Here is a 22912-nt window from a genome sequence, read left to right as displayed (position 1 = left end):
CAGGTCTCAACGCTCGCAGCCACGCCGCCGGGCCGCCCCGGGGCTCCTCCGGGGCTTCTCCGGGATTGTCTCGGGCAGCAGCGTCACGAGCACCCCGAGTGCGACCGCCGCGACGGCGGCGCACGCGAGATAGGCGGCATCGAACCCCGCCTGCTGGACCAAGGTTCCGGCGATCACGAACGACAGCGAAGCGCCGGCGCCCTGCACGGTCCCGATCAGGCCGTGGGCGGCGTTGTAGCGGCCGGTTCCTCGGGTGATGTCGGCTATGACCAGCGGCTTCACCGCGCTGAGCAGGCCGGCACCGACGCCGTCGAGGCACTGGACCGCGATCAGCCAGTACGGGTCGCGCCAGACGAGATAGAGCAAGGCGCGCACGGGCAGCGCGGCGAAGCCGATCACGAGCAAGGGCTTGCGGCCCCAGCGCTCGGCCCGGCGGCCGACGATGAGCCCCATCGGCACCATCACCCCCTGCGCGCCGACGATGCAGACGGAGACGATGACGGACGACCAGTCCGGGCGCGCCTGTCCGATCTCCTGGGCGACGAGGGTCAGCAGCGGCGCGTTGGCGAAATGGAAAAGCCCTACGCAGGCCGCGAAGACCATGAGCGGCCGGCAGGTCAGCAGGGTCCGCCACCGGGCCGGGGCTTGCTCCCCCTCGCCGCCGCCGCGAGCCCGGCGCGCGTCGATGGCATCGCGCGGGATGGAGTAGAGTGCCGCGGCCGAGACGATGGCGCAGGCCGGGACCAGGAGGAACACCGCGCGGTCCGGGAACAGCCAGCCGACGAGCCCGATCAGCACGGCGATGGCGACGTTCCCGGTCCGCTCCAGGGCGGCGTTGCGGCCGAAGCGCCCGGCGATCCGGTCGGATGGGAACAGGCCGAGCGTGAGCGTCGCGATGGCCGGGCTCAGCATGCCCCCGACGGCGGCCAGCACGCAGGAGGCCGCGAGCACGGGCCAGAAGTACGGGAAGAGCGCGACGAGGAGCGTGGCCAGCGAGAGCGCGACCAGGGCGCCGAGCAGGATCACGCGCTTGTCGCGCACCGCGTCGATGGCGGTCCCGATGGGCGTCTGCACCACGATGCCGACGATGCCCGACACCGTGCTGACCAGCCCGACCGAGGCATCATTCCAGCCGCGGTGCACGTAGAGGTAGACGTTGAGGTAGGGCTTGATCGCCCCGTTCACGTCGATGAGCAGGAGGTTGAGGAGGTCCAGGGACCTGGAGACGGATGGCCGTCGCGAAGCGGGCGGCCGCTCCCCCTCGCCGATGTCCTGCTCCATGCGGTCCGCTCCCCTTTCAGCCAACCTAGAGCGGCGCGGTACCGAACCGAGGTGACCCCGCCCCGAATGAGCGTGACCGCCGGTAGAGGCGCTCCGGCCCGGCGACCGCGGCGCCGACCCACCCGAAGCCCGCGACCGTCCCGGCCTGCCGGGTCTCGAATGCCGCCCGCGACCTGTCGGGCCCGGCGCCGTGACCCGCGCACCGCCGTCGTTCACCCCGCCTTCGGGCCAGCGGCACCACCGCCTTCGACGCGTGGCGCGACGGCGAGATCCGCCGCATCGAGGCACCGCGTCGCGATCGTGAAACCCGTCTCCGTGAGTCCGAGGGCTTCCTCGGCAAGCTGAGGCGCGCCGAGGACCGCGCGACCTCCGCGCGTTTCGTGGCGGAACATCCCACCGGGCCAAGCGCCGCGCCCGACATCGCCCCGACCACCGGCAACCCCGATCACCGACCCGCCAAGCACCGGCTCTCGGGCTCAAGCCGGGAAGGCGCGCAAGAGGTCCTCCGCCCCGTAGGGCTTCTTCACCACCGGCACGGCGGCGAGGTCTTCCGGAATGCGGAAGCCGTCGCCGTAGCCGGTGGCGAACGCGTAGGGGATGCCCAGTTCGAACAGCCTGCGCGCGACGGCGATGCTGGTCTCGGAGCCCAGGTTGACGTCGAGCAGGGCCCGGGCCGGCGGCGCCGCGTCGATCAGCCGGAGCGCCTCGCGCGTCGACGAGGCCATGTCCACGTTCGTGGCGCCGAGCGACGTGAGCAACTCCTCGGCCTCCAGGGCGATGATCATGTTGTCCTCGACGACCAGCACGGACCCCGCGAGACCGCGCAGCGCCTCGGCGTGAACCGCCCTGACAGCCTTCGGCGCGGCGCGTGAGGCGTTCTGGACGAAGGCCGGGGGGATGGTGAAGCGCGCCTCGACGCCTGCCAGTTCGTAGCGCACCTCCGCCTCGCCCTTGAGCTCGTACGGGATCGACCGCTCGATGATGGTCGTGCCGAAGCCGCGCCGGGTGGGCGCCCGCACGGCCGGGCCGCCGGTCTCGCGCCATCGGATCACCAAGTGGTCGAGGGCGTCCCGCTCCCAGCGCAGGTCGACCCGCCCGAGGCTGTCGCAGAGCGCGCCGTACTTGGCCGAGTTCGTCATCATCTCGTGGACGACCAGGGCGACGGTCGAGAACGCCTGCGGCTCCAGCAGGACGTCGGCGCCGTCGAGCACGACCCGGCCGGCCTTGGGTCCGAGGTAGGCGCCGGCCTCCAGCATGACGAGGTCGCGCAGGGATCCCGGTCCCCAGTTGCTCGAGGTGATCTGGTCGTGCGCCCGGGCGAGCGCCTGGATGCGGTCGCCGACCGTGTTCGCGAAGGCGCTGTCTGCCCCGTCCGCCGGCCGGCTCTGGGTCACCACCCCGCGGATCAGGTTCAGGATGTTGCGGACCCGGTGGTTGAGCTCGGCGATGAGGAGTTCCTGACGCTCCTGCGCGACCTTGCGCTCCTTCTCGGCGGAGTCGGTGAGGCGCAGGATCACCTCGAGCAGGGTGATGCGCAGGGCCTCGGCGGTCCGCATCTCGACCTCGGCCCAGGGGAGCGAGCGCCCGTGCACGGTCTCGCGCCACGCCTCGAAGCTCTTGCGCGGGGTCAGGCGGACGCCGTTCGGCCCCGGAGTCGCGGGCTTCACCGGGTTGCCCGCCCAGGTCACGGTCCGCGAGACCTCGCGCCGGAAGTAGACCAGAAAATCCCGGGGCGTGCGCGACACCGGGATGGCGAGCATGCCGGCCGCCCGCTCGGTGAAGTCGCGGCCCGGTTCGTGGACGCGCCCGATCTCGTCGGTCGCGTAGGCCTTGCTCGCAGCCGTGCGGTTGAGGAAGCGCACCAGGCCGGCGAACTCCTCCGCGGTCGGGGTCGAGCCCTGGAGCGTGATCTCGCCGTTCACCCACAGGCCGATGCCGTCGCAGGGCAGGATCGCCGCCAGGTCGTCGAGGAAGTCGGAGAGGCTTTCCAGGTTGGTGCCGCCGGTGGCCAGAGCGCCCAGCAGGCGGTTGTGCAACTCGCGCGAACGGACCTCGCGCTCGGCGTCGGCCTGCCGCTCGCGGGCCTCCAGCAGCCAGGAGAACATCTGGCCGAACAGCTCGGCGCCGGTCCGGCGCTCGAGCGAGATGTGGCGCGGCTCGGTGTGGTGGCAGGCGAACAGGCCCCACAGGCGACCGTCGCGCAGGATGGACACGGACAGCGAGGCCGCCACGCCCATGTTGCGCAGGTATTCGAGGTGAATCGGCGAGACCGTCCGCAGGGTCGACAGCGACAGGTCGAGGGGCTGGCCGGCCGGATCGCGCGGGGGCAGCACGGCGGCGCCGGTGTCGTCGACGTCGGCGATGATGCGCAGCCAGTTGCGCGCGTAGAGGGCGCGGGCCTGTTTGGGGATGTCGGAGGCCGGGTAGTGCAGCCCCAGGTAGGGAGCGAGGCCGGACCGGGCCGCCTCGGCGATGACCTCGCCCGAATGGTCCGCGGCGAAGCGGTAGACCATAACCCGGTCGAACCCGGTCAACGCCCGCATCTGGCGGGCGGCCTCGCGGCAGAGGGGGTCCAACCCCACGGTCTGCTGGAGACGGGTGACCATGCTGCGCACGAGGTTGCCGGCGCTGAGGTGTTCGGTGGCGCTCGGCTCGGCCTCGATGACGATGGTGTCCCCGGACCGGTGGAGGGCCACGTCGAACGGCTCGCCGCCCGGCACGAGCCGGAGGCCGAAGACCCGGTCGACGGCGTCCGGCCCGCGCAGGGTCTGCAGGTGCCCGCGCAGGGTGTGGATGGCCTCGCGGTCGAGGACGGCATCGAGGGGCAGGCCGAGAAGTGCCGCCGCACCCTGGCCGAGCCAGGTCGCGACGTTGTCCGAGGCGCGGGTGACGATCCAGTCCGGGGAGACCCCGATGAGGAAGCCGAACCCCTGCACCGCGCCGAGGATGTGGATGGGCTCGCGGTCGCAGGACGAGAGGTCGATCTCCGGCGTCGGTTGCGACGCGTTCAACTGGTCCATGGGCCCACGATGCTGCGCGCAGGCAAGGGTCCGGCTGCGGTTCGGATATTGTCTTCGCAGATCAACGCGGCACGGCGCGCGGGCGTTGCAGGACCGGCCTATGCCAGCACCCACGATCCTTTCCTTCGACGCGTTGCCGCGACCTCGGGATGCCCGGAGCGTGGAACCGCTCCGGGCGGCCGGATCAAACCTTGCCGGTGAGCTTGTCGGCCACGTGCTTGGCGCCGTCCTTGACGTTCCCGGTCGTCTTCTGGGCTTCGCCCTTCAGCTCCTGCGCCTTACCCTCGGCCTTCAGCTTGTCGTTGCCAGTCGCGCTGCCGATGCCCTGCTTCACGTTGCCGACGGCCTCATTGGCCAGGCCCTTGATCGTGTCGGTGGTGCTGCTCCTGGCGGTTCTCCTTCGCGACCAGGCCTTCGCGACCAGGCCTTCGCGACCAGGGCGGCCACGGGGATCGGGAACGGCTCTCGCCCGGGCGCCGTTCCGCGCGGCTGGTCACGGTCACGGGAGGGTCCTGACGCGTGCCCAGCGGGTGCACGGATCGACGCGACGGCCAAGTCTCGACTGCCCGGTGGAGAAGGGCGCTCCGCGCGAGTGGGATCCGCTAGGGATGTGCCTTCGCCCTCGTGCGCGCGCTCCTGTTCAGTGCGGCTCCTTCGGACGCGACCACGCCCATGTCAGCCGGTGCCGAAGCCGGCGTACCCGCCTGGACGCCACCCAGACGGAGCAATCCGACGCGCACGCCGGGTGACATCATCCCGCCTCCGGATCGCAGGCAGCACGACGGCACCGGCGCGGCGTGGTTCTCGGAGTCGGTACCTACGCTGAAGATCTGGCGACCCGGGCAGTCAGGTCTCGCAGAGAATGCTGCCGAAGCAGGATGCGACGGTTCGGTCGATCACATTTGCTCGGACGGAGCTCTTCGCAAGCGAGCCAGGAAGCAGTCGTTCCTCCGCTCAAGCTCAAATCACACGCCGTCGTGAAGATCGGACGCGCCGAGTGGGCATTCCTTCTGCTGTTGGCCGAGCCAGTTTCCGCGGGGAGAAATCAAAACTCGACGTGCGGAAAATCGCTGTCACTTAAGCGACTTAGATCGTATTGAGCGGTGCTGGCGGAGACGGAGGGATTCGAACCCTCGATACCCATTTCTGGGTATGCTCATTTAGCAAACGAGTGCCTTCAGCCGCTCGGCCACGTCTCCGGCGCTCTGGCTCTAGAAGGTCGGATCCGGCGGGTCAACCCGATCCTGGCGGGCGGCGGCCACGCGGCGGCGCTCGACGTGCTTGGCGACGCGCAGATGCCGCGAGATCGCGTAGTTCATCGCCGTCAGGAAGCCGTAGGTGCCCCGCACGAAGTGGCGGCGGCCGAGATAGGCCTTCAGGAAATTGCCCGGCAGCTCGACGAACACCCGCCAGGTCGGGATCACCACGCCCCGCGACTCCAAGTCGTCCGCCTGCTGGTCGGAGTAGCGGTTTAGCTTGTCGAGCTGGTCGCCGAGCGAGCGCACCGAGAAATGGTGGATCACGCCCCGGAGTCGGCCCGGCTTCACCCCCGGTTCCAGCGCCACCCGGTCGTGGACCGGCGAGGCGGCGTAGCGGCCCTTGTCCTTCCGGTAGAGCCGGACCGGCGTCAGCGTGTAGGCGAGCGGGTGCGGCCGGCCCTCGCCGGGGAAGATCTCGGCGATGCCGATCCGCCACGCCGGCCGGCGCGGCTCGCCCGCGGCCCAGAGGCCCCGGATCTCCCGGGCCAGCTCCGGCGGCACCACCTCGTCGGCGTCGAGGTTCAGGAGCCAGACGTGCCGGCACTGCTCCTCTGCGAAGCGCTTCTGCGGGCCGTAGCCCGGCCAGGGATGGTGCAGCACCCGCGCGCCCAGCGACTCCGCCAGGGCCTGCGTGCCGTCGGTGGACCCGGAATCGACCACCACGAGGTCGTCGGTCAGGCCGCGGACCGCCCGAAGCGTCGCGCCGATCCGGTCCACCTCGTTGTGGGCGATGATGAAGACCGACAGCGGCAGGGGCCCGTCGGGTCCCGGGACCGGCCTGGGGGCGGCGGCGCCCTCCGGAGCGCGGCTCACGCCAGCCAGTCCGGCACCCGGTCGAGGGCGATCAGGGCGTCGACGTCGAGGCGCGGGCGGACCACCGCCGCGCGGTCGCCCCGCACCAGAACCTCCGGCACCAGCGGCCGGGTGTTGTAGGTGCAGGACTGCACCGCCCCATAGGCGCCGGCGCTCATCACGGCGATCAGGTCGCCGGGCCTCACCTCCGGCATCTCGCGGTTGAGGGCGAGGTAGTCGCCGCTCTCGCAGACCGGGCCGACCACGTCGGCGACGAGGCGCGGCGTCTCGGGACCCGGCTCGATGACCGGCCGCAGGCCGTGATAGGCCTCGTACAGTGTCGGGCGGATCAGGTCGTTCATCGCCGCGTCGACGATCACGAAGGTCCGCCCCTCGCTGTGCTTCACGTAGAGCACCCGCGTCAGCAGGATCCCGGCATTGCCGACGATCATCCGGCCGATCTCGAAGACCGGCCGCAGGCCGAGGGGGGCGAAATGCGGCCGGAGGGTCGCCGCCAGCGCGGCCGGGTCCGGCGGCGGCGCGTTGTCGTCGCGGTAGGGGATGCCGAGGCCGCCGCCGAAATCGATGTGGCGCAGGGGATGGCCGGCCGCCAGCAACTCCCGGGCGAGGCCGGCGAGCAGCCGGGCCGCGTCGGCGAAGGGCGCCAGATCGGTGATCTGGCTGCCGATATGCATGTCGACGCCGTGCACCGCGATCCCCGGCAGGGCGGCCGCAGCGGCGTAGACAGCCGGCGCCCGGGTGATCGGGATGCCGAACTTGTTCTCGTACTTTCCGGTGGAGATCTTGGCGTGCGTGCCGGCGTCCACGTCGGGGTTCACCCGGACCGAGACCGGCGCGCGGAGGCCGAGGCCCACCGCCACCTCGGACAGGACCGCGAGTTCCGGCTCACTCTCCACGTTGAAGCAGAAGATGCCGGCCCTCAGCGCGGCCTCCATCTCGGCGCGGGTCTTGCCGACTCCCGAGAACACGATCTTGCCGGGGTCCACACCGGCCGCCAGGGCCCGCTGCAGCTCGCCGCCGGAGACGATGTCCATCCCGGCGCCCCGGGCCGCGAGGGTCCGCAGGACGGCCTGGTTCGAGTTCGCCTTCATGGCGAAGCAGACCAGCGCGTCGTCGGCCGCGAACGCCTCCGCGAAGACGCGGAAGTGCCGCTCCAGCGTGGCGGTGCTGTAGCAGTAGAACGGTGTGCCGACCTCCGAGGCGAGGCCGGTCAGGTCGACATCCTCGGCGTGCAGGCGGCCGTCGCGATAGTGGAAATGGTGCATCTCGGCCGTGTCTCGTCGCCGTATCTCGTCCCGCCGGAGCGCGGGCTGTTTCCCGTGAAACACCCCGCCGCAAGCCGCGGCGGGCGCGCGCCGGTGGCGGGGTCCGACCGAGTCCGAGCGGGGTCACCGGGCGCGCGGCACCGCGACGACGTGCCGGCCTCCGCCCTCTAAAGCAGCGGATCCAGAATGAAAGGCTCCTTCGGCACCCGGTAGCCGCGCCGCGCGCCGCGGCTGGTCTCGACCGGCGCCTCGGTGCCGCCCGGCGGGACCGCCGCCGCGGAGAGCTCGTCGCCGGCGCGCACCGAGGCCGGGTCCGGCTCCGGGGCGCCGCCACCGAGGCCGACCGAGACCGGCAGCGTCCGCCGCCCGGTCGGCGCGTCCGCGCTGGCCTGCGCACCCGCCCGCGGGGCCGCCGTCTGGGGCGGCTCCAGTGCACCCCGCCGCCCGCAGGCGGAAGCCGCCAGGGCCACGAGGCCGGACACGGCGAGGAGTTTCAGGGCGGGTTTCGACAACATCGCGCGAGGGTCCGGCGGGCTCGGCACCGGCACGCGAGGGCCGGCGGGAGCGCTACCTTAGCCGTTGCCGCGTCCCGGCGCGAGCGCCCGTCCGCCACAGGCCGGCCGCGGCGCACGGTTGGGGCCCGTTCCCGCGGCTCCCGGCCCGACCTCGACAGCCGGGAGGCGTCAGCCCCGCCGCTCCTTGCCGCCCTGCGAGCCCTGCCGGTTCTTGGCGGGGGCGTTCTGCTGCTGCTCGGCCTCGTAGGCGTCGATCGCCCGGCGGCAGTTCTCGCTGAGCTTCTTCCAGTTCTTCTGGAAGCAGGCATCGGTGGCCGGATCGTCGGGGGCCAGGTTGCCGCAATAGGTCAGGTAGTCCCCGGTGCAGTACTTCTTCAGGGTCTCGTTGCCGCGCTTCGTCTGCTGCGCGGCTGCCGGCAGCGTCAGGGCAACGGCCGCCGCGACGGCGAGGACGATCGGCTTCAGGCGCATGGGTATCCGTACCATCTGTCGAAGTTGTGATGCAGGGCGGGTCGGCGATGCGATGATGCCTTTGCGTGGTCGAAACAAGGCAGTCATCGCAGGTTTTCGGTTGCGTTCCGGTCGCCAAACCCCGTTTCGGGGGTGGATCGGCTCAGACCCGCTCGGGTTCCGGCATCGCCGCCGCGGTCCGCGGCATCCGGCCCGGGGCCGTGAGGGCCTCGGCGACCTCGACGATTCGCCGGCGGAGATCGGCGTTCTCGCGCTCGATGCCGGCCTGCCGGTCCGGCGGCAGGTTTCCGGCCCGGTCGTGGCGTTCGTTCTGGCGGTCGGCCACGGTCAGGGCCAGAGCTTCCTCGGCCGCCTTCAGGCTCGCGCGCAGGTCGTCGCGCTCGGCCGCCAGCGCGGCGGCGTCCGGTGCCGGCGCCGCGCCCTGCCGGAGCGCCAGGAGACTGTCGAGCAGGTCGGCATGGGCGTCCTCGAGAGCCTGGAGCGTGGCGAGGCTCGCGCTCCCGTCCTCCCGCGCCAGCGTCAGCTCGGTCTCCAGCTCCCGGGTCTTGGCCTGGGCCTGGGCGATCTCGGCGTCGCGGGCAGCGACGTCGCGCGCCAGGGCGGCGACCCGCATCGTCCCGGCCCCGATCGCCGCCATGTCGGACTGCCGCCGCGCCTCGACGGTCTCGACCCGGCGCTCCAGGCGGCGCTGCTGCACGGCGAACTGGGCGCGCAGGAAGTCCCGCTCGGCGGCGATCTCGGCCGGCGACAGGGGCAGGCGCGCCTCGGCCCGCCGGCGCTCCAGGCGCGCGGCGCGGGCATTGAGGGCCGGCAGCAGCAGCAAGCCGCACAGGCTCGCCGCCAGGAAGCCCAGCGCGAAGATCATCACCGTTTCGATCACGAGGGTGCAGCCCGCGCATCCGGCCGGAAAACCCGACCCAACTCCACTCTAGCCCAGGTTGGCCGCGAGGGTGAAATCCTGCGGTGCCGGTCAATCAGAACGCGTTCCGACGCCCTCGCGGATCCGATCGGATCAGAACGGGTTCCAAGTCGGCTCACGGGTGAACTTCAGATAGCCGACATTGATCCCGAGCCGCGCGCCGACGCCACTGCGGATCGGCACGACGATGACCCGGTCGTTGACCACCGCGGTCATCCCGAAGCCGCCCACCAAGTAGGCGGAGCCGTCGACGCCGGCGAAGCGGCGGTACAGGTCGCGCACGTTGGGCAGGTTGTAGACCAGCATCATGGTGCGGGCGCCGTCGCCGCCGACATCGAAGCCGAGGGACGGGCCCTGCCAGTAGATGCGCCGCTTGCCGGCGTTGCGGGTGTAGAGCGTGCCCTCGCCGTAGCGGACGCCCGCCACCACGGCGCCGCCGCCCTCCTGGCCGAGGATGTAGCCGTTGGGCTCGCCCCAGCGCCGGCCCGCCTCCTCGACGGTGAGCGCGAGGCCGCGCGACACCGTACCGAAGAACCGGTGGCCGGATTCCACGATCTCGCCGGGACGGAAGGTCTCGGGCGTGTCGAGATCCTCGCCGGCCGCGCGGGCCGCGCTCGCGGCGCCGAGGAGGGAGCCGCTGAGGGGCGCACCCAGCGCCAGGCCGAGGCCCGCGCGCAGGAGGGTGCGGCGGTCGGTGCCGCGATCGGTGCCGCGATCGTCTCGTGCCGTCATCGTTGCCTCCTCGCCCGGTTCGATTAACGGTTCGTGCGATGGACCTGTGCCGCTCTGTCCCGCCGGGCCGGCAGAGGCCGCGCCGGGCGGATGAGTCGGACCAGCTTCTGAGGGAATCCGCAAGATGTGGTTAACGCGTCCTGACCCCGCAGTCCGCATGGCCGGGCGGTCGGGCGCGGGCGTCCCGCGGGCGGCGCTCACGCTCGCGCGGGCGGTGGGGCTGTCAGCCGCGCTGTCAGCCGCGCTGGCGGCCCTGCCGGCGGTGGCCCCCGGCCGCGCCGCCGCGGAGGAGGGCCTGACGGCCCGGACGCGGATCGAGCTGCTGACGCTCAACGGCTTCGACCCGGTCAGCTACTTCCTGGAGGGCGGGCCGCAGGCCGGTCTGGCCCGGTTCGAGCTGTCCTGGGGCGGCCAGGTCTGGCGCTTCTCCAGCGGCGCCAACCGCGCGGCCTTCCGGGACGACCCGCCCGCCTACGCGCCGCGCCTCGGGGGCTACGACGCCGCCGGGATCCTGGATGGCCGCTTGGTGGACGCCGATCCCCTGGTCTTCGCGGTGATCGACGAGCGCCTCTACCTGTTCCGGGATGCCGGGCGCCGCGCCCGGTTCCTGGCGGAGCCCGGCCTGGCCCGGCAGGCGGAAGCGGCCTGGCCGGCCGTGCGCCGCCTGCAGGATGTCCCGCCCGACGCCTCGCTCGACGCCTCGCCCAACGTGCCGCCTACGGATGCGCCGCGCTGAGCGCCGCCGCCGGCCGGTCGCTCGCGCGGGCCGGCAGGGCGAGTCGCGGGGCCAGGGCAGGGTCGCCGAGGGCCGCGAAGGGCCCGTTGCGGTGATCGGGCCCGTGCTGGCCGTAGCGGATCGGGCCGCCGCCCGGCACCACCACGCAGCCCCCCGCCGCCGCGACGATGTGGTCGCCCGCGGCCGTGTCCCATTCCATGGTCGGGCCGCAGCGGACGTAGATGTCGGCCTCGCCTGCGGCGATCAGCCCGAACTTCAGGGCGGACCCGACCTGGCGCGTCTCCACCACCGGCAGCGCCGCCAGGCAGGTGGCGGTCTCGGGATCGCCGTGCCGCCGGCTGCCCAGGGCGACGAGGCCCGTCCCCGGCGCCGCCCGCGCGCGGACCGGACGCCCGGACCCCGGCCGGCCCGCGATCACGGGGCCCTCCAAGGTCGTAGGGCCGGCCCACCAGACGCGGCCGAGGCCGGGGGCGGCCAGCGCGGCCGCCACCGGGCGGGCGCCAGACACCAGCGCGATGTTGACCGAGTAGTCCGGCGTCCCGGCGAGGAAGTCGCGCGTGCCGTCCAGGGGATCGACGAGGAAGAAGAGATCGGCGGGGCGGGTCGCGTCGCTCTGGGCGCGCTCCTCGGCCACGACCGCGATCCCGGGGAAGCGCCCGGCGAGGGCCTCGACGATCAGGTCCTCGGCCTCGACGTCGGCAGCGCTGGAGGGTGAGCCGTCCGGCTTCAGGGCGTGCGGGCAGGGGCCCCGGTGGTAGCGGCGCAGGATCTCCCCCGCCGCGCAGGCGATCTCGGCGAGCGCCGCGGCGATCCGCTCACGCTCCGATCCCGAGATCGTCACCGCGCCCGTCATGATGCCTCCCGACACCGCCCTGAATGCCCGAGCGGGGGGGGAATGTCGACGGCCACTGGCCGGAGCGCCGCCTCATCGGCGCTCCGGCAGCTCCCGCGCGGCGGCCGGCATCCGAACCGTCCGCCGGATCCGCGCCAGCAGGGCCTGGCTCCGGCGGCGGTGGCGGCGCAGCTCCGCCGCGAGGCCGCGCGCGTCCGGGAGGCCCACCGCCTTGGCGATCTGCTGGGACGCGGTCTCGGACGGTTCCGCGGCGGGATCGGTCATCACGAGCCGCTGCCACTGGTAGACGGCGTCGAGGAAGCCGTAGGTCTCGGCGAGGGCCTCGCCCGCCGCCGCGGGCAGGAGGCCGCGCGCCGCCGCCTCGCGGAAGAGCGACTCCGCGCCGAGGCCGATGCAGCCGGGCCAGTCGCGTGCCTGGCTCAGCACGATGGCCTGGGCGAGGAAGTCGAGGTCGAACAGCGCGCCGGGGGCGAGCTTCAGGTCGTAGGGGCCGGCATGGCCCCGCTCCCGCGCGACCAGGGCCCGCATCGCGCCCGCCTCGGCGCAGACGGCGGCGGTCTCGCGCGGCTGCCGGAGGATCCCGGCGATCGCGGCCGTGACGTCGGCCGCCAGGGTGGCGTCGCCGGCGACGACCCGGGCACGGGCGAGGGCCATGTGCTCCCAGAGCTCCGCCTCGCCGCCGTGATAGGCCGCGAAGCCGCTGAGCTGCACGGCGGGCGGGCTGTGGCTGCCGTAGGGCCGCAGCCGCAGGTCGACCGCGTACAGCCGGCCGCGCCGCGTGGCCGTGGTGAGCGCCGCGAACACGCGCTGCGCCAGCCGGTTGTAGGCCACCACGGCGTCGAGGGGGCGCCTGCCGTCGCTGGTGCGGTTCTCCGGGTCGAAATCGTACAGGAACAGGAGGTCGAGGTCGGACTCCGCGCTGAGCTGGCGGGATCCGAGGCGGCCGAGCGCCAGGATGCAGCAGCGGCCCGCCGGCACCGCGCCGTGGTCCAGGGCGAACCGGCGCTCCTCCGCCTCCAGGCTCAGCGCCACCGTGGCCTCGGCGATCGCCGCGTAGGCCTCCCCGGCCTGGCGCGGGGTGAGGATGCCCGACAGCAGGCGGGCCCCGGTGACGAAGGCCATCTGCCGCGTCGCGTCCCGGCAGCGGTCGAGGCTCTCCTCGTGGCTCGCCGGCTGGCCCAGGAGCGACCGGTACTGCGCGCGGACCTCGTCGGGATCCGTGGTCGGCGTCACGAAGTCGGCGTCGAGCACGGTGTCGAGGACGTGCGGGCTCAGGCCGACCGTGTCGGCGAGGCGCGGCGCCGTCCCCAGGATGTCGGCGAACAGCAGGCGCAGGCGCTCGTGCGAGCGCAGGATGGCGAGGAGTTCGGCCACCGCGGGCATCCGCGCGAAGGCCCGGTCGAGGGCGAGGAGCGCCGCGTCGGGGTCGGCGGTGCCGCCGAGCGCGCGCAGCAGCGCCGGGAGCATCTCGGCGAGGATCTCCCGGGCCCGGCCGGTCCGCAGGGCCGGGCGGCGCCCGAGATGCCAGCCCTGCACGGTCTCCCAGGCCAGGGGCGGGTCCCGGAACCCGAAGGCGCCGAGCCGCGCCAGGGTCTCGGGATCCGGCTCGCTCTCGCCGAAGACCAGGGCGGTGCCGTCGGCGCCGGCGTCCGGCTCCGCCTCGAACAGCAGGGCGTAGTGCGCCTGGACCCGGCCGGCATGGTGGAGCAGGGCCGCCTCGAAGGCGGGCAGGTCGGGGAAGCCCGCGAACAGGGCGAGCGCGGTCAGCGCCTCGGTCCCGGTGGGCAGGCGCTGGGTCTGCTCGTCCCGGATCATCTGGATCCGGTGCTCGAGGGTGCGCAGGAACGCGTAGGCCGCGGAGAGCTCGTCCCGGGCCCGCCCGTCGATCCAGCCCTCCGCGACGAGCTCGCCGAGCATCGCCACGGTCCGGCGGCCCCGCAGGGCCGGCTTGCGGCCGCCGAAGACGAGCTGCTGGGTCTGGACGAAGAACTCGATCTCCCGGATGCCGCCGCGGCCGATCTTGATGTCGTGGCCGCCGACCGCGATGGTCTCGTGGCCGCGGACCATGTGGATCTGCCGCTTCAGGGCGTGGATCTCGGCGATGGCCGGGAAGTCGAAGTGTCGGCGCCAGATGAACGGCGCGAGTTCCGCCAGGAAGGCCTCGCCGGCCGGGATGTCGCCGGCGATCGGCCGGGCCTTGATGAAGGCCGCGCGCTCCCAGTTCTGGCCGAGCGTCTGGTAGTAGTCGAAGGCGAAGCCGGTGGAGAGCGCCACCGCGGTCGAGCCCGGGTCTGGCCGCAACCGGTAGTCAATGCGGTGGACGTAGCCGTCCGCGGTCCGGTCGGCCAGGAGCTTCACCAGCCCCTGCGCCAGCTTGACGAGGAAGGGCTTCGGATCGCCGCCGGTCGCCGCGGCGGCGGGCTCGGCCTCGTAGAAGACGACGAGGTCGATGTCGCTGGAGTAGTTCAGCTCGCAGCCGCCGAGCTTGCCCAGGCCCAGGACGATCAGGCCCGACCCGTCCTGCGGCGCCTCCGGATCTTTGGGCCGGTACCGCCCGGCCGCCATCCCCTGCCGGAGGAGCGCCTCGACCGCCCCGCTCACCGATGCGTCGGCGAAGGCCGACAGGGCGCCGGTCACCGCGTCGAGGTCCCAGCGGCCGCCGAGATCCGCCAGGGCGACCAGGAGGGCGTGGGCCTCCCGGTTGGCGCGCAATTGCCGGCCGACCTCGGCAAGGTCGGGATTCGCCCCACAGGCGGCGCTGACGGCGCGCTGCCGCGCGATGATGTCCCGGCTCGCCGCGTCCGGCGGCTGATCCAGCAGGGCGACGAGCCGCTCGGGCGACCGGGTGGCCGCCCGCCACAGGAAGGGGGAATGATCCGCCAGGCCCAGGAGCAGCTCCCGGCAGGGCGGTGTCAGGAAGCCGGCCGGCAGCGCCGGCGCGAGCTCGGCGAGCCGGGCCCCCGCGGCGTCCGGGTCGGCGAGCCCGAGCCGGGGGCGCAGGCGCGCGCGCAGCGTCTCGGCTGGCTTGGCGGCCGCTCCCTTCGCCGATCCGTTCGGGAGACCGGTCTCATCTCTCATGCCGCATCCTCCCTGGCGCGACGGGGCCGGCATCGTAGCCGACCGGGCCGCCCGTGTCCGGTCCGGCGCGCATGGCTTGCGGCGCCCGCCGCGCGTTCACGATGCGGCCAGGACCGGGCAGCGGCGACGCGTTCGCGGCCGCGCGGGCCCGGAATCGGGGGCCGTCCCGGCCTTCCGTCCGATCCGGTAACGCTTTTCAAAGCCGACCGTGGCGTCTATCCGTGCGGACCGGTCGTCGCCCCCGGTCCGGCCCGCGGGCCGCGCGGGATCCCTTCGGGCGACTCGATCGCCGCAGGGGCGGCCGAGGACCGGGCGACCGAGAACCGGGCGGCCGGGAACCGGCAGCCCCAATCGGGGCCCCGGCCCGCAGACGTCCGCACCTCAGATCCGCCCGCCCGGAGCGCACCATGTCCTCCCCGACCTCGCCCACCCTGACTCTCGACGGCCTCGACCTCGCCGCCCTGCTCTGCTCCCGCGTCTGCCACGACGTGATCAGCCCCGTCGGCGCGATCGTGAACGGGCTCGAGGTCCTGGAGGACGACCAGGACGAATCGATGCGGACCTTCGCCCTGGAGCTGATCGGGAAGAGCGCCCGTCAGGCCTCGGCGCGGCTGAAATTCGCCCGCATCGCCTTCGGGGCCGCCGGCTCGGCCGGCGCCTCGATCGACCTCGCCGACGCCGAGAGCGTGGCCAAGGGCATGTTCTCCGACGACAAGACCAAGCTGACTTGGAGCGCCCCGCAGGCCCTGTTCCCGAAGAACAAGGTCAAGCTCCTGCTCAATCTCGTGATGGTCGCCACCTCGGCGATTCCCCGGGGCGGCCTGATCGACGTCGTCGTCTCCGGCGACGGCGAGGCGCCCACGCTGGTGCTGAAGGCCAAGGGCTCGCACGCCCGCATCCCGCCCCACGTCGAGGAGCTGATGGCCGGCAGCCCCGAGAGCGGCACCGTCGACGCCCACGGCATCCTGCCGTTCTACGCGGGCCTCGTGGCCCGGGCCGCCGCCATGGATGTCCGCTTCGCCATCGAGGGCGATGAAGTGACTATCACCGCCACGCCCGCAGTGATCGACGCGTCCGAAGACTCCGATGGAGAAGCTTCGGACACGGCGCTGGCGTGAAACTCTGAAAAAGGTGCCGCGCGGGGCCGGGATGGAAACGCTTCCCTAACCCCGCGCGAGTAAGTAGGTTGCGCGAGACCTTCTCCGCGTAACGAGTAGCGCCTATGGACGACCTGCTTCGCGAGTTTCTGACCGAGAGCGGGGAGCATCTCGACACGGTCGATGCAGAATTGGTTCGATTCGAACAGGATCCGAACAACGAGACTATTCTGCGGAACATTTTCCGACTCGTGCACACGATCAAGGGAACCTGCGGGTTCCTCGGACTCCCGCGGCTGGAAGCTCTGGCGCACGCCGCCGAGACCTTGATGGGTCGCTTCCGTGACGGGCTGCCCGCCACGTCGGATTCCGTCACCCTGATCCTGCTGACGCTGGACCGGCTGAAGGCGATCCTGGCCGATCTGGAGGCCACCGGCACGGAGCCCGCGGGCTCGGACGACGACCTCATCTCCGCCCTGGAGCGCATGGCCGAGGGCTCGCCGGAGCCGGAGGCCGCCGCCCCGCCGCCGCCGCCCGAGCCGGTCCTGCCCGATCCGGTGGTCCGCGAGCTGAAGCCCGGCGAGGTCTCCCTGGACGACCTGGAGGCCGCCTTCCTGGCCGCTCCCGGTCCGGACGAATCGGACTTCCTCCCGCCGCCGGCCCCCGTGGCCGCGATGCCCGCCCCCGCGGCCGCCGTCGCCCCGGCGCCCGCGCCCGCCGTCAGCGCGGCGCCCAAGGCCGAGAAGAAGCCCGAGCCCGTCGAGGCCGAGAAGACCGAGAAGGCCGAGCCGGCGCGCGCCGAGAAGGTCGAGGGCGCCGAGGGCGAGACGACCGCCGCCGCCAAGAACCAGACCATCCGGGTGAACGTCGACACGCTCGAACACCTGATGACGATGGTCTCCGAGCTGGTGCTGACCCGCAACCAGCTCCTCGAGATCGCCCGCCGGCACGAGGATTCGAGCTACAAGGTTCCGCTGCAGCGCCTGTCGCACGTCACCGCCGAGCTGCAGGAAGGCGTCATGAAGACGCGCATGCAGCCGATCGGCAACGCGTGGCAGAAGCTGCCGCGCGTGGTGCGCGACCTCTCGGCCGAACTCGGCAAGCAGATCGACCTCGTGATGGTCGGCAACGAGACCGAGCTCGACCGCCAGGTCCTCGAGGTCATCAAGGACCCGCTGACCCACATGGTCCGCAACTCGGCGGATCACGGCCTCGAATCGACCGCCGAGCGCGTGGCGGCGGGCAAGCCCGCCCGCGGAACGATCCGCCTCGCCGCCTACCACGAGGGCGGCACGATCACGATCGAGATCGCCGACGATGGCAAGGGCCTGAACCTCGCGGCCATCCGCAAGAAGGCGGCGGAGCGCGGCCTCGCCTCCCAGGCCGATATCGAGCGGATGACCGACGCGCAGGTCGCCAAGTTCATCTTCCACGCCGGCTTCTCGACGGCGGCGGCGGTGACCTCGGTCTCGGGCCGCGGCGTCGGCATGGACGTGGTCAAGACCAACATCGAGACCATCGGCGGCCTGATCGACATCGCCACCACGGCGGGTCGCGGCACCACCTTCACCATCAAGATCCCGCTGACGCTGGCGATCGTGGCCGCCCTGATCGTCCGGGCCGGCGAGCACCGCTTCGCCCTGCCGCAGGTGGCGGTGCTGGAGCTGGTCCGGGTCGATGCCGGGGCGCAGCGGGTCGAGCACATCAACGGCGCGCCGGTGCTGCGCCTGCGCGAGCGGCTGCTGCCGATCGTCTCGCTCACCGGCCTGCTCGGCCAGACGAGCCCGGGCGCGGAGACGGACCAGGCCGGCTTCGTGGTGGTCGCCCAGGTCGGGCGCGAGCGCTTCGGCATCCTCGTCGACGAGGTCTTCCACACGGAGGAGATCGTCGTGAAGCCGATGTCGGTGAAGCTGCGGCACATCCCAATGTTTGCCGGCAACACGATCCTCGGCGACGGCGCCGTGGTGCTGATCGTCGATCCGAACGGCGTGGCCCGTCAGGTAGCGCAGGGCGTCCAGGGCAGCGGCGGCCACATCGACGCCGACGCCGACGAGGCGGTCGAGATGGCCGACACCAAGACCACGCTCCTGGTGTTCAAGGGCGGCCAGGGCAGCTTCAAGGCGGTGCCGCTGTCGCTGGTCACCCGTCTCGAGGAGATCGAGTGCGCCAAGGTCGAGTGGCTCGGCGGCCGCGCGCTGATCCAGTACCGCGGGCGCCTGATGCCCCTGGTCCCGGCCGACGCGGCGATCACCATCAAGTCGGAGGGGACGCAGGCCCTGGTGGTGTTCTCCGACGGCGAGCGCGCCATGGGTCTCGTGGTCGACGAGATCGTCGACATCGTCGAGGAGCGCCTCGACATCGAGATCGCGGCCGACCGGTCGGACCTGATCGGCTCGGCGGTGCTGCGGGGCCGGGCGACCGACATCATCAACATCGCCCACTTCCTGCCGCTGGCCTACGACGACTGGGCGCGCGGCCTGAAGCGGCCCGAGCAGATCTCCACGGTCCTGCTGGTCGACGACTCGGCCTTCTTCCGCGACATGCTGAGCCCGGTGCTGAAGGCCGCGGGCTACCAGGTGGTCACGGCGTCGAGCGCCGAGACGGCCCTGTCGACCCTCCAGTCCGATCCGCAGATCGAGGTGGTGGTCACCGACCTGGAGATGCCGGGCCGCAGCGGCTTCGACCTCGTCGCCGCCATGCGGCGGGCCGAGCCGCGCCTCGCCGGGCTCCCGGTGATCGGCCTCACCGGCGCGATCGGCGCCGACGCGGTGGAGAAGGCGCGGGCGCTGGCGATCAGCGACCTCGTGGCGAAGTTCGACCGCAGCGGCCTGATCTCGGCGCTGGCCGAGATCGGCGCCGCCACGGTGTCGAAAGCCGCCTGAGCCGCCGCGCCGCCCGCCCCGGGCGATCGACCCAGGCCGATCGCCACAAGCCGATCGCGACGATCGCGACGAACGAATCCGGAGAGTTCCGATGCAGGCTGCCAACGCCAACACCAGCGGCGCCCCCACCAACGGCGCCGAGACCGGCGCCACCGACGACTTCGTCACGGTCTTCGTCGGCGAGACGCTGTTCGGCCTGGCGATCGAGCGGGTCCACGACGTCTTCGTCCCGTCGGGCGTGACGCCGGTTCCCCTGGCGCCGGCCGAGATCGTCGGCCTGCTGAACCTGCGCGGCCGGGTCGTGACGGCCATGAGCCTGCGCCGGCGCCTGGGCCTGCCGGACGCGGAGGCCGAGGCGGACGGCAGCAAGGCCAGCCCGAAGATGGCGATCGGTCTGGAGCAGGCCGGCGAGACCTTCGCGCTGGTGGTCGACGGCGTCGGCGAGGTGCTCAAGCTCGGCGCCGACAGCCGCGAGGCGGTGCCGATCAACCTGGATCCGCGCTTCCGCGACCTCGCCACCTGCGTCCACCGCCTCGACGGCCGGCTCCTGGTGATCCTCGACGTGGACGCGCTCCTCGGCTTCACGCCCGCCGGCGCCAAGGCGGCTTGAGGGAGAGGTCGATGAAGGCGCCCCACGAGACCACCTGCCTGGTGGTGGACGATTCCGCGGTGATCCGGAAGGTCGCCCGGCGGATCATCGAGGATCTCGGCATGAATGTCAGCGAGGCCGAGGACGGCAGCGCCGCCCTCGAGGCCTGCGCGGCCAGCATGCCCGACGCCATCCTGCTCGACTGGAACATGCCGAACATGGACGGCTACGCGTTCCTTCAGGCCCTGCGCCAGAGCGAGGGCGGGGGCGCGCCGAAGGTCCTGTTCTGCACCACCGAGAACGACGTCGGGGCGATCGCCCGCGCCCTCCGGGCGGGGGCCGACGAGTACATCATGAAGCCCTTCGACCGCGACATCCTGACGGCCAAGCTCGAACAGGTCGGTCTCGTCGCCGACGCGGCCTGATCGCCCGCTCCCTGACCCGCGGCCCGAGCCCCGCGACCCTGCACCCGAGGCAATCATCATGGCCCTGAGTCCCGCGGTCGCCCCGCTGCGCACGCCGCCAACCCAGAGCACGACCTCATCGGCCACGGCGATCCGTGTGCTCGTGGCCGACGACTCGGCCGTGGTGCGCGGCCTCGTGGCCCGCTGGATCGGCGAGGCCGGATTCGAGCTCGTCGGCACGGCTTCCAACGGCCGGATCGCCCTGGAGCTGATGGCCAAGCACGACCCGGACGTGGTCCTGCTCGACATCGAGATGCCGGAACTCGACGGCACGACCGCGCTGCCGCGCATGCTCGCCATGAGCCCGAGCGTGCAGGTCGTGATGATGTCGACGCTGACGACGCGCAACGCCGATATCTCGCTGAAATGCCTCGCCCTCGGCGCGGTGGACTACATCGCCAAGCCGGAGAGCAGCCGCGGCGTCACCACCTCGGACACGTTCCGGGTCGAGCTGATCGAGCGCGTCCGCGTGTTCGGCTCCGCCCGCGCGCGTGGCCGGCGCCCGGCCGCCGCGCCCGCCGGCCACGCGCCCGGGTACCACGCCGCGCCGGCGGCCGCACCGGCCGCGGTGCATCCGGCGCCGGCCGCCGCGGCGCGCCCCGCGACTCCCTTCACGCTCCGGCCCAAGGTCCGCAACCGGACCCAGCCCCGCGCCCTGCTGATCGGCTCCTCCACGGGCGGCCCGCGGGCCGTGGGCGAGATGCTGGAGGGCATCGGCGCGGCCGCCCTGCGGCGCCTGCCGGTCCTGATCGTCCAGCACATGCCGCCGATCTTCACGGCGGTCTTCGCCGAGCATCTGGCCACCCGCACCGGGCTCCCGGCGGCGGAGGGCAAGGCCGAGGAGCGGGTCGAGCCGGGCCGCATCTACGTCGCCCCGGGCGGCCGCCACATGGGGCTGGCCGGCGGGGCCGGCGGCCCGATCATCAAGCTCACCGACGGCCCCCCGGTGAATTTCTGCCGCCCCGCGGTCGACGTCCTGTTCAAGGACGCGGCGGTGGTGTTCGGCGCCGCCACCGCGACCGTGATCCTCACCGGCATGGGCTCGGACGGGACCAACGGCGCCCGGGCGCTCACCGAGGCCGGCGGCCCGGTCCTCGCCCAGGACGAGGCCACCAGCACGGTCTGGGGCATGCCGGGCAGCGTCGCGCGGGCCGGGCTCGCCGAGGCCGTGCTGCCGTTGCCCGAACTCGCGACGGCGCTGCGCGCCCTGATCACGGGGCAGCCGGCATGACCGAGCTCGAGTTCGAATTCCTGCGCACCTTCCTGAAGCAGCGCTCCGGCCTCGCGCTGACGCCGGAGAAACGCTACCTCGTGGAGAGCCGGCTGACCCCGGTCTGCCGCCGCTTCGGCCTCGCCAGCCTCGGCGACCTGATCGGCGCCCTCAAGCTCGCCCAGAACAGCACGATCGAGCGGGCCGTGGTCGAGGCCATGACCACGAACGAGACCTTCTTCTTCCGCGACCGGATCCCCTTCGACCTGTTCCGCGACACGCTCCTGCCGGACGTGCTGGCGCGCAATGCCGGCCGCCGCCGGCTGCGGATCTGGTGCGCGGCGGCCTCGACCGGGCAGGAGCCGTACTCGCTGGCCATGCTCCTCCAGGAGGCGGCGCCGCGGCTCGCCGGCTGGCAGGTGGAGATCGTCGCCACCGACCTGTCCACCGAGGTGATCGAGAAGGCCAAGCTCGGGCTGTACAGCCATTTCGAGGTCCAGCGCGGCCTGCCGGTGCAGTGGCTGATCAAGTACTTCACCCAGGTCGGCGAGCAGTGGCAGATCGCCCAGAGCCTGCGCAGCATGGTCGATTACCGCCAGCTCAACCTGCTGCACAGCTTCGCCTCGCTGGGCCAGTTCGACGTGATCTACTGCCGCAACGTGCTGATCTACTTCGACGCGCCGACCAAGTCCGACGTCCTGGCGCGGCTCGCGGCGCAGCTCGCCCCGGAGGGCGCGCTCCTGCTCGGCGCCGCCGAGACGGTGATCGGCCTGACCGACCGGCTCTCGCCGAACCCGAAGCACCGCGGCCTCTACGGCCACGCCGAGGCCGCGGCGCGTCCGGCCGAGGCGCCGCCGCTGCGCATGGCCGCGAGCCTCTGAGCGGCGCGACCGGGATCCCCGGTCGCGCCCCGGCTCCGGGCCGTCCCCGAGTCCGCCAGCGCGACGGGAATCCAGGCGATCCCGGAAACGCGGCCTTAAGAACCGCGTGGGTAATTTGCACACGGACCCGCCGCCGGGCGAATCCGGCTCATCCGTGACCCGAGCCTCCCATGAGTACCGTCTCGTCCACCGCGACAGCACAGCTCGCCGCGCAGCGATGGTCGCCGCCTGCGTCGCCCCAGACCCGGATATCCGACACGATCAGCAGCGCGCTGTCGGCCGGCACGATCAGCAGCACCGACGCGACGGCCCTCGCGGGCGCCCTGAGCAGCATCGATAGGAGCCTGTCGTCGACCAGCGCTGCCTCGACCAGCGCGACGAGCCGGTCCGGGCTCGACCCGTCCTCGATGAAGGACCGGATCGACGGCCTGATCGCCGATCAGGTCAGCAGCGGCAGCCTCACCGCCGACCAAGCCACGGAGCTGAAGAACCTGTTCGCCAGCCACGGCCGGAGCACCCAGAGCGCGGACGCCACCGGCGACGGGACTGGCGACGTCGCCGGCCCGGACGGCCCGCCGCCGGGGCCCCCGCCCGGCCCGGCGCCGACGGACGCTGCGGGCAGCGCCGGGAGCGGGGCGTCGGTCTCCGCGTCGGCCTCGACCTCGACTTCGACCTCGACCACCGACGCGGCGCGCACGACGAACGACCTGCTATCCACCTTCATCCAGCAGCTCCAGAGCGGCCAGTCGGGCCGCGTCGGCTACGGGGCGAGCGGCACCGCCAACAGCGGCGCCGTCTCGGCGCTCCTCCTCGACTTCCGCAGCTGAGGCCGGGGACGCGCCCGGCG

Annotated in this window: 19 protein-coding genes, 1 tRNA gene and 1 pseudogene; 9 read left to right on the top strand and 12 right to left on the bottom strand. The window is 72.8% G+C overall.

From position 1 onward, the window contains the following. Positions 1–6: 6 nt before the first annotated feature. Positions 7–1281, bottom strand: a complete 1275-nt coding sequence (locus tag BM314_RS25720; protein WP_091981150.1) for an MFS transporter — start codon at positions 1279–1281, stop codon at positions 7–9. 269 nt (positions 1282–1550) lie between these two features. Between BM314_RS25720 and BM314_RS31075 the strand changes: the two are divergent. Continuing rightward, a pseudogene (locus BM314_RS31075) lies at positions 1551–1613 on the top strand (hypothetical protein); the annotation flags it as partial. A gap of 144 nt (positions 1614–1757) precedes the next feature. On the opposite strand, the gene BM314_RS25710 reads toward BM314_RS31075, so the two are convergent. From BM314_RS25710 to BM314_RS25670, 9 genes are all read right to left on the bottom strand, one after another. Next, positions 1758–4301 carry an HWE histidine kinase domain-containing protein gene (locus BM314_RS25710; RefSeq protein WP_091981147.1) on the bottom strand — a complete coding sequence of 848 codons (2544 nt, stop codon included), beginning with the start codon at positions 4299–4301 and terminating at the stop codon, positions 1758–1760. A 184-nt stretch (positions 4302–4485) separates the two neighbouring features. Beyond that, on the bottom strand, positions 4486–4725 hold the full coding sequence (locus BM314_RS25705; protein ID WP_042671726.1) for a CsbD family protein: 240 nt from the start codon (positions 4723–4725) through the stop codon (positions 4486–4488). A gap of 683 nt (positions 4726–5408) precedes the next feature. Beyond that, a tRNA-Ser gene (locus BM314_RS25700) sits at positions 5409–5500 on the bottom strand. 12 nt (positions 5501–5512) lie between these two features. Next, positions 5513–6373, bottom strand: coding sequence for a glycosyltransferase family 2 protein (locus tag BM314_RS25695; protein WP_170868185.1), 861 nt, complete (start codon positions 6371–6373; stop codon positions 5513–5515). Beyond that, on the bottom strand, positions 6370–7638 hold the full coding sequence (gene lysA / locus BM314_RS25690; RefSeq protein WP_091928102.1) for a diaminopimelate decarboxylase: 1269 nt from the start codon (positions 7636–7638) through the stop codon (positions 6370–6372). The genes BM314_RS25695 and lysA overlap by 4 nt, the downstream gene beginning before the upstream one ends. A 167-nt stretch (positions 7639–7805) precedes the next feature. After that, positions 7806–8153: a hypothetical protein gene (locus BM314_RS25685; protein ID WP_056530018.1), complete on the bottom strand. Its 348-nt coding sequence runs from the start codon at positions 8151–8153 to the stop codon at positions 7806–7808. A gap of 168 nt (positions 8154–8321) precedes the next feature. Further along, on the bottom strand, positions 8322–8624 hold the full coding sequence (locus tag BM314_RS25680; protein ID WP_020094369.1) for a hypothetical protein: 303 nt from the start codon (positions 8622–8624) through the stop codon (positions 8322–8324). A gap of 142 nt (positions 8625–8766) precedes the next feature. Next, positions 8767–9489: a hypothetical protein gene (locus BM314_RS25675; protein ID WP_091981186.1), complete on the bottom strand. Its 723-nt coding sequence runs from the start codon at positions 9487–9489 to the stop codon at positions 8767–8769. A 147-nt stretch (positions 9490–9636) separates the two neighbouring features. Continuing rightward, positions 9637–10275: a DUF1134 domain-containing protein gene (locus BM314_RS25670; RefSeq protein ID WP_091981144.1), complete on the bottom strand. Its 639-nt coding sequence runs from the start codon at positions 10273–10275 to the stop codon at positions 9637–9639. A 157-nt stretch (positions 10276–10432) separates the two neighbouring features. Here BM314_RS25670 and BM314_RS25665 point away from each other — a divergent pair, with 157 nt between their 5' ends. Continuing rightward, positions 10433–11011, top strand: a complete 579-nt coding sequence (locus BM314_RS25665) for a YHS domain-containing (seleno)protein (RefSeq protein ID WP_091981142.1) — start codon at positions 10433–10435, stop codon at positions 11009–11011. Here the strand turns inward: BM314_RS25665 and BM314_RS25660 are convergent. Further along, positions 10992–11864: a 3'(2'),5'-bisphosphate nucleotidase CysQ family protein gene (locus BM314_RS25660; RefSeq protein ID WP_091981140.1), complete on the bottom strand. Its 873-nt coding sequence runs from the start codon at positions 11862–11864 to the stop codon at positions 10992–10994. The two genes, BM314_RS25665 and BM314_RS25660, sit on opposite strands and share 20 nt — an antisense overlap. 72 nt (positions 11865–11936) lie before the next feature. Then, positions 11937–14942 (bottom strand): bifunctional [glutamine synthetase] adenylyltransferase/[glutamine synthetase]-adenylyl-L-tyrosine phosphorylase, encoded by a 3006-nt coding sequence (locus BM314_RS25655; RefSeq protein WP_091981138.1) that lies wholly within the window; start codon positions 14940–14942, stop codon positions 11937–11939. 407 nt (positions 14943–15349) lie between these two features. On the opposite strand from BM314_RS25655, the gene BM314_RS25650 reads away from it, so the two are divergent. The 7 genes from BM314_RS25650 (at position 15350) to BM314_RS25620 (ending at position 22892) form a co-directional block, all read left to right on the top strand. Further along, positions 15350–16060 carry a histidine phosphotransferase ChpT gene (locus tag BM314_RS25650; protein WP_091981136.1) on the top strand — a complete coding sequence of 237 codons (711 nt, stop codon included), beginning with the start codon at positions 15350–15352 and terminating at the stop codon, positions 16058–16060. Positions 16061–16164: 104 nt separating this feature from the next. Beyond that, positions 16165–18921: a hybrid sensor histidine kinase/response regulator gene (locus BM314_RS25645; RefSeq protein ID WP_091981134.1), complete on the top strand. Its 2757-nt coding sequence runs from the start codon at positions 16165–16167 to the stop codon at positions 18919–18921. Positions 18922–19012: 91 nt separating this feature from the next. Beyond that, positions 19013–19531 carry a chemotaxis protein CheW gene (locus BM314_RS25640; RefSeq protein ID WP_056529997.1) on the top strand — a complete coding sequence of 173 codons (519 nt, stop codon included), beginning with the start codon at positions 19013–19015 and terminating at the stop codon, positions 19529–19531. 11 nt (positions 19532–19542) lie between these two features. After that, positions 19543–19935 (top strand): response regulator, encoded by a 393-nt coding sequence (locus BM314_RS25635; protein ID WP_012320961.1) that lies wholly within the window; start codon positions 19543–19545, stop codon positions 19933–19935. 58 nt (positions 19936–19993) lie between these two features. Next, positions 19994–21205 (top strand): chemotaxis-specific protein-glutamate methyltransferase CheB, encoded by a 1212-nt coding sequence (cheB, locus tag BM314_RS25630; RefSeq protein ID WP_020094378.1) that lies wholly within the window; start codon positions 19994–19996, stop codon positions 21203–21205. Continuing rightward, complete coding sequence (locus tag BM314_RS25625; protein WP_020094379.1) at positions 21202–22065, top strand: CheR family methyltransferase; 864 nt, start codon at positions 21202–21204, stop codon at positions 22063–22065. The genes cheB and BM314_RS25625 overlap by 4 nt, the downstream gene beginning before the upstream one ends. A 170-nt stretch (positions 22066–22235) precedes the next feature. Then, on the top strand, positions 22236–22892 hold the full coding sequence (locus tag BM314_RS25620) for a hypothetical protein (protein WP_091981132.1): 657 nt from the start codon (positions 22236–22238) through the stop codon (positions 22890–22892). The last annotated feature ends 20 nt before the right edge of the window (positions 22893–22912 follow it).

Source organism: Methylobacterium sp. 13MFTsu3.1M2, assembly GCF_900112625.1.
Lineage (GTDB): Bacteria > Pseudomonadota > Alphaproteobacteria > Rhizobiales > Beijerinckiaceae > Methylobacterium.
Note: the sequence above shows the minus strand (reverse complement) of the source record. Positions and strands in the feature narration are given on the sequence as shown.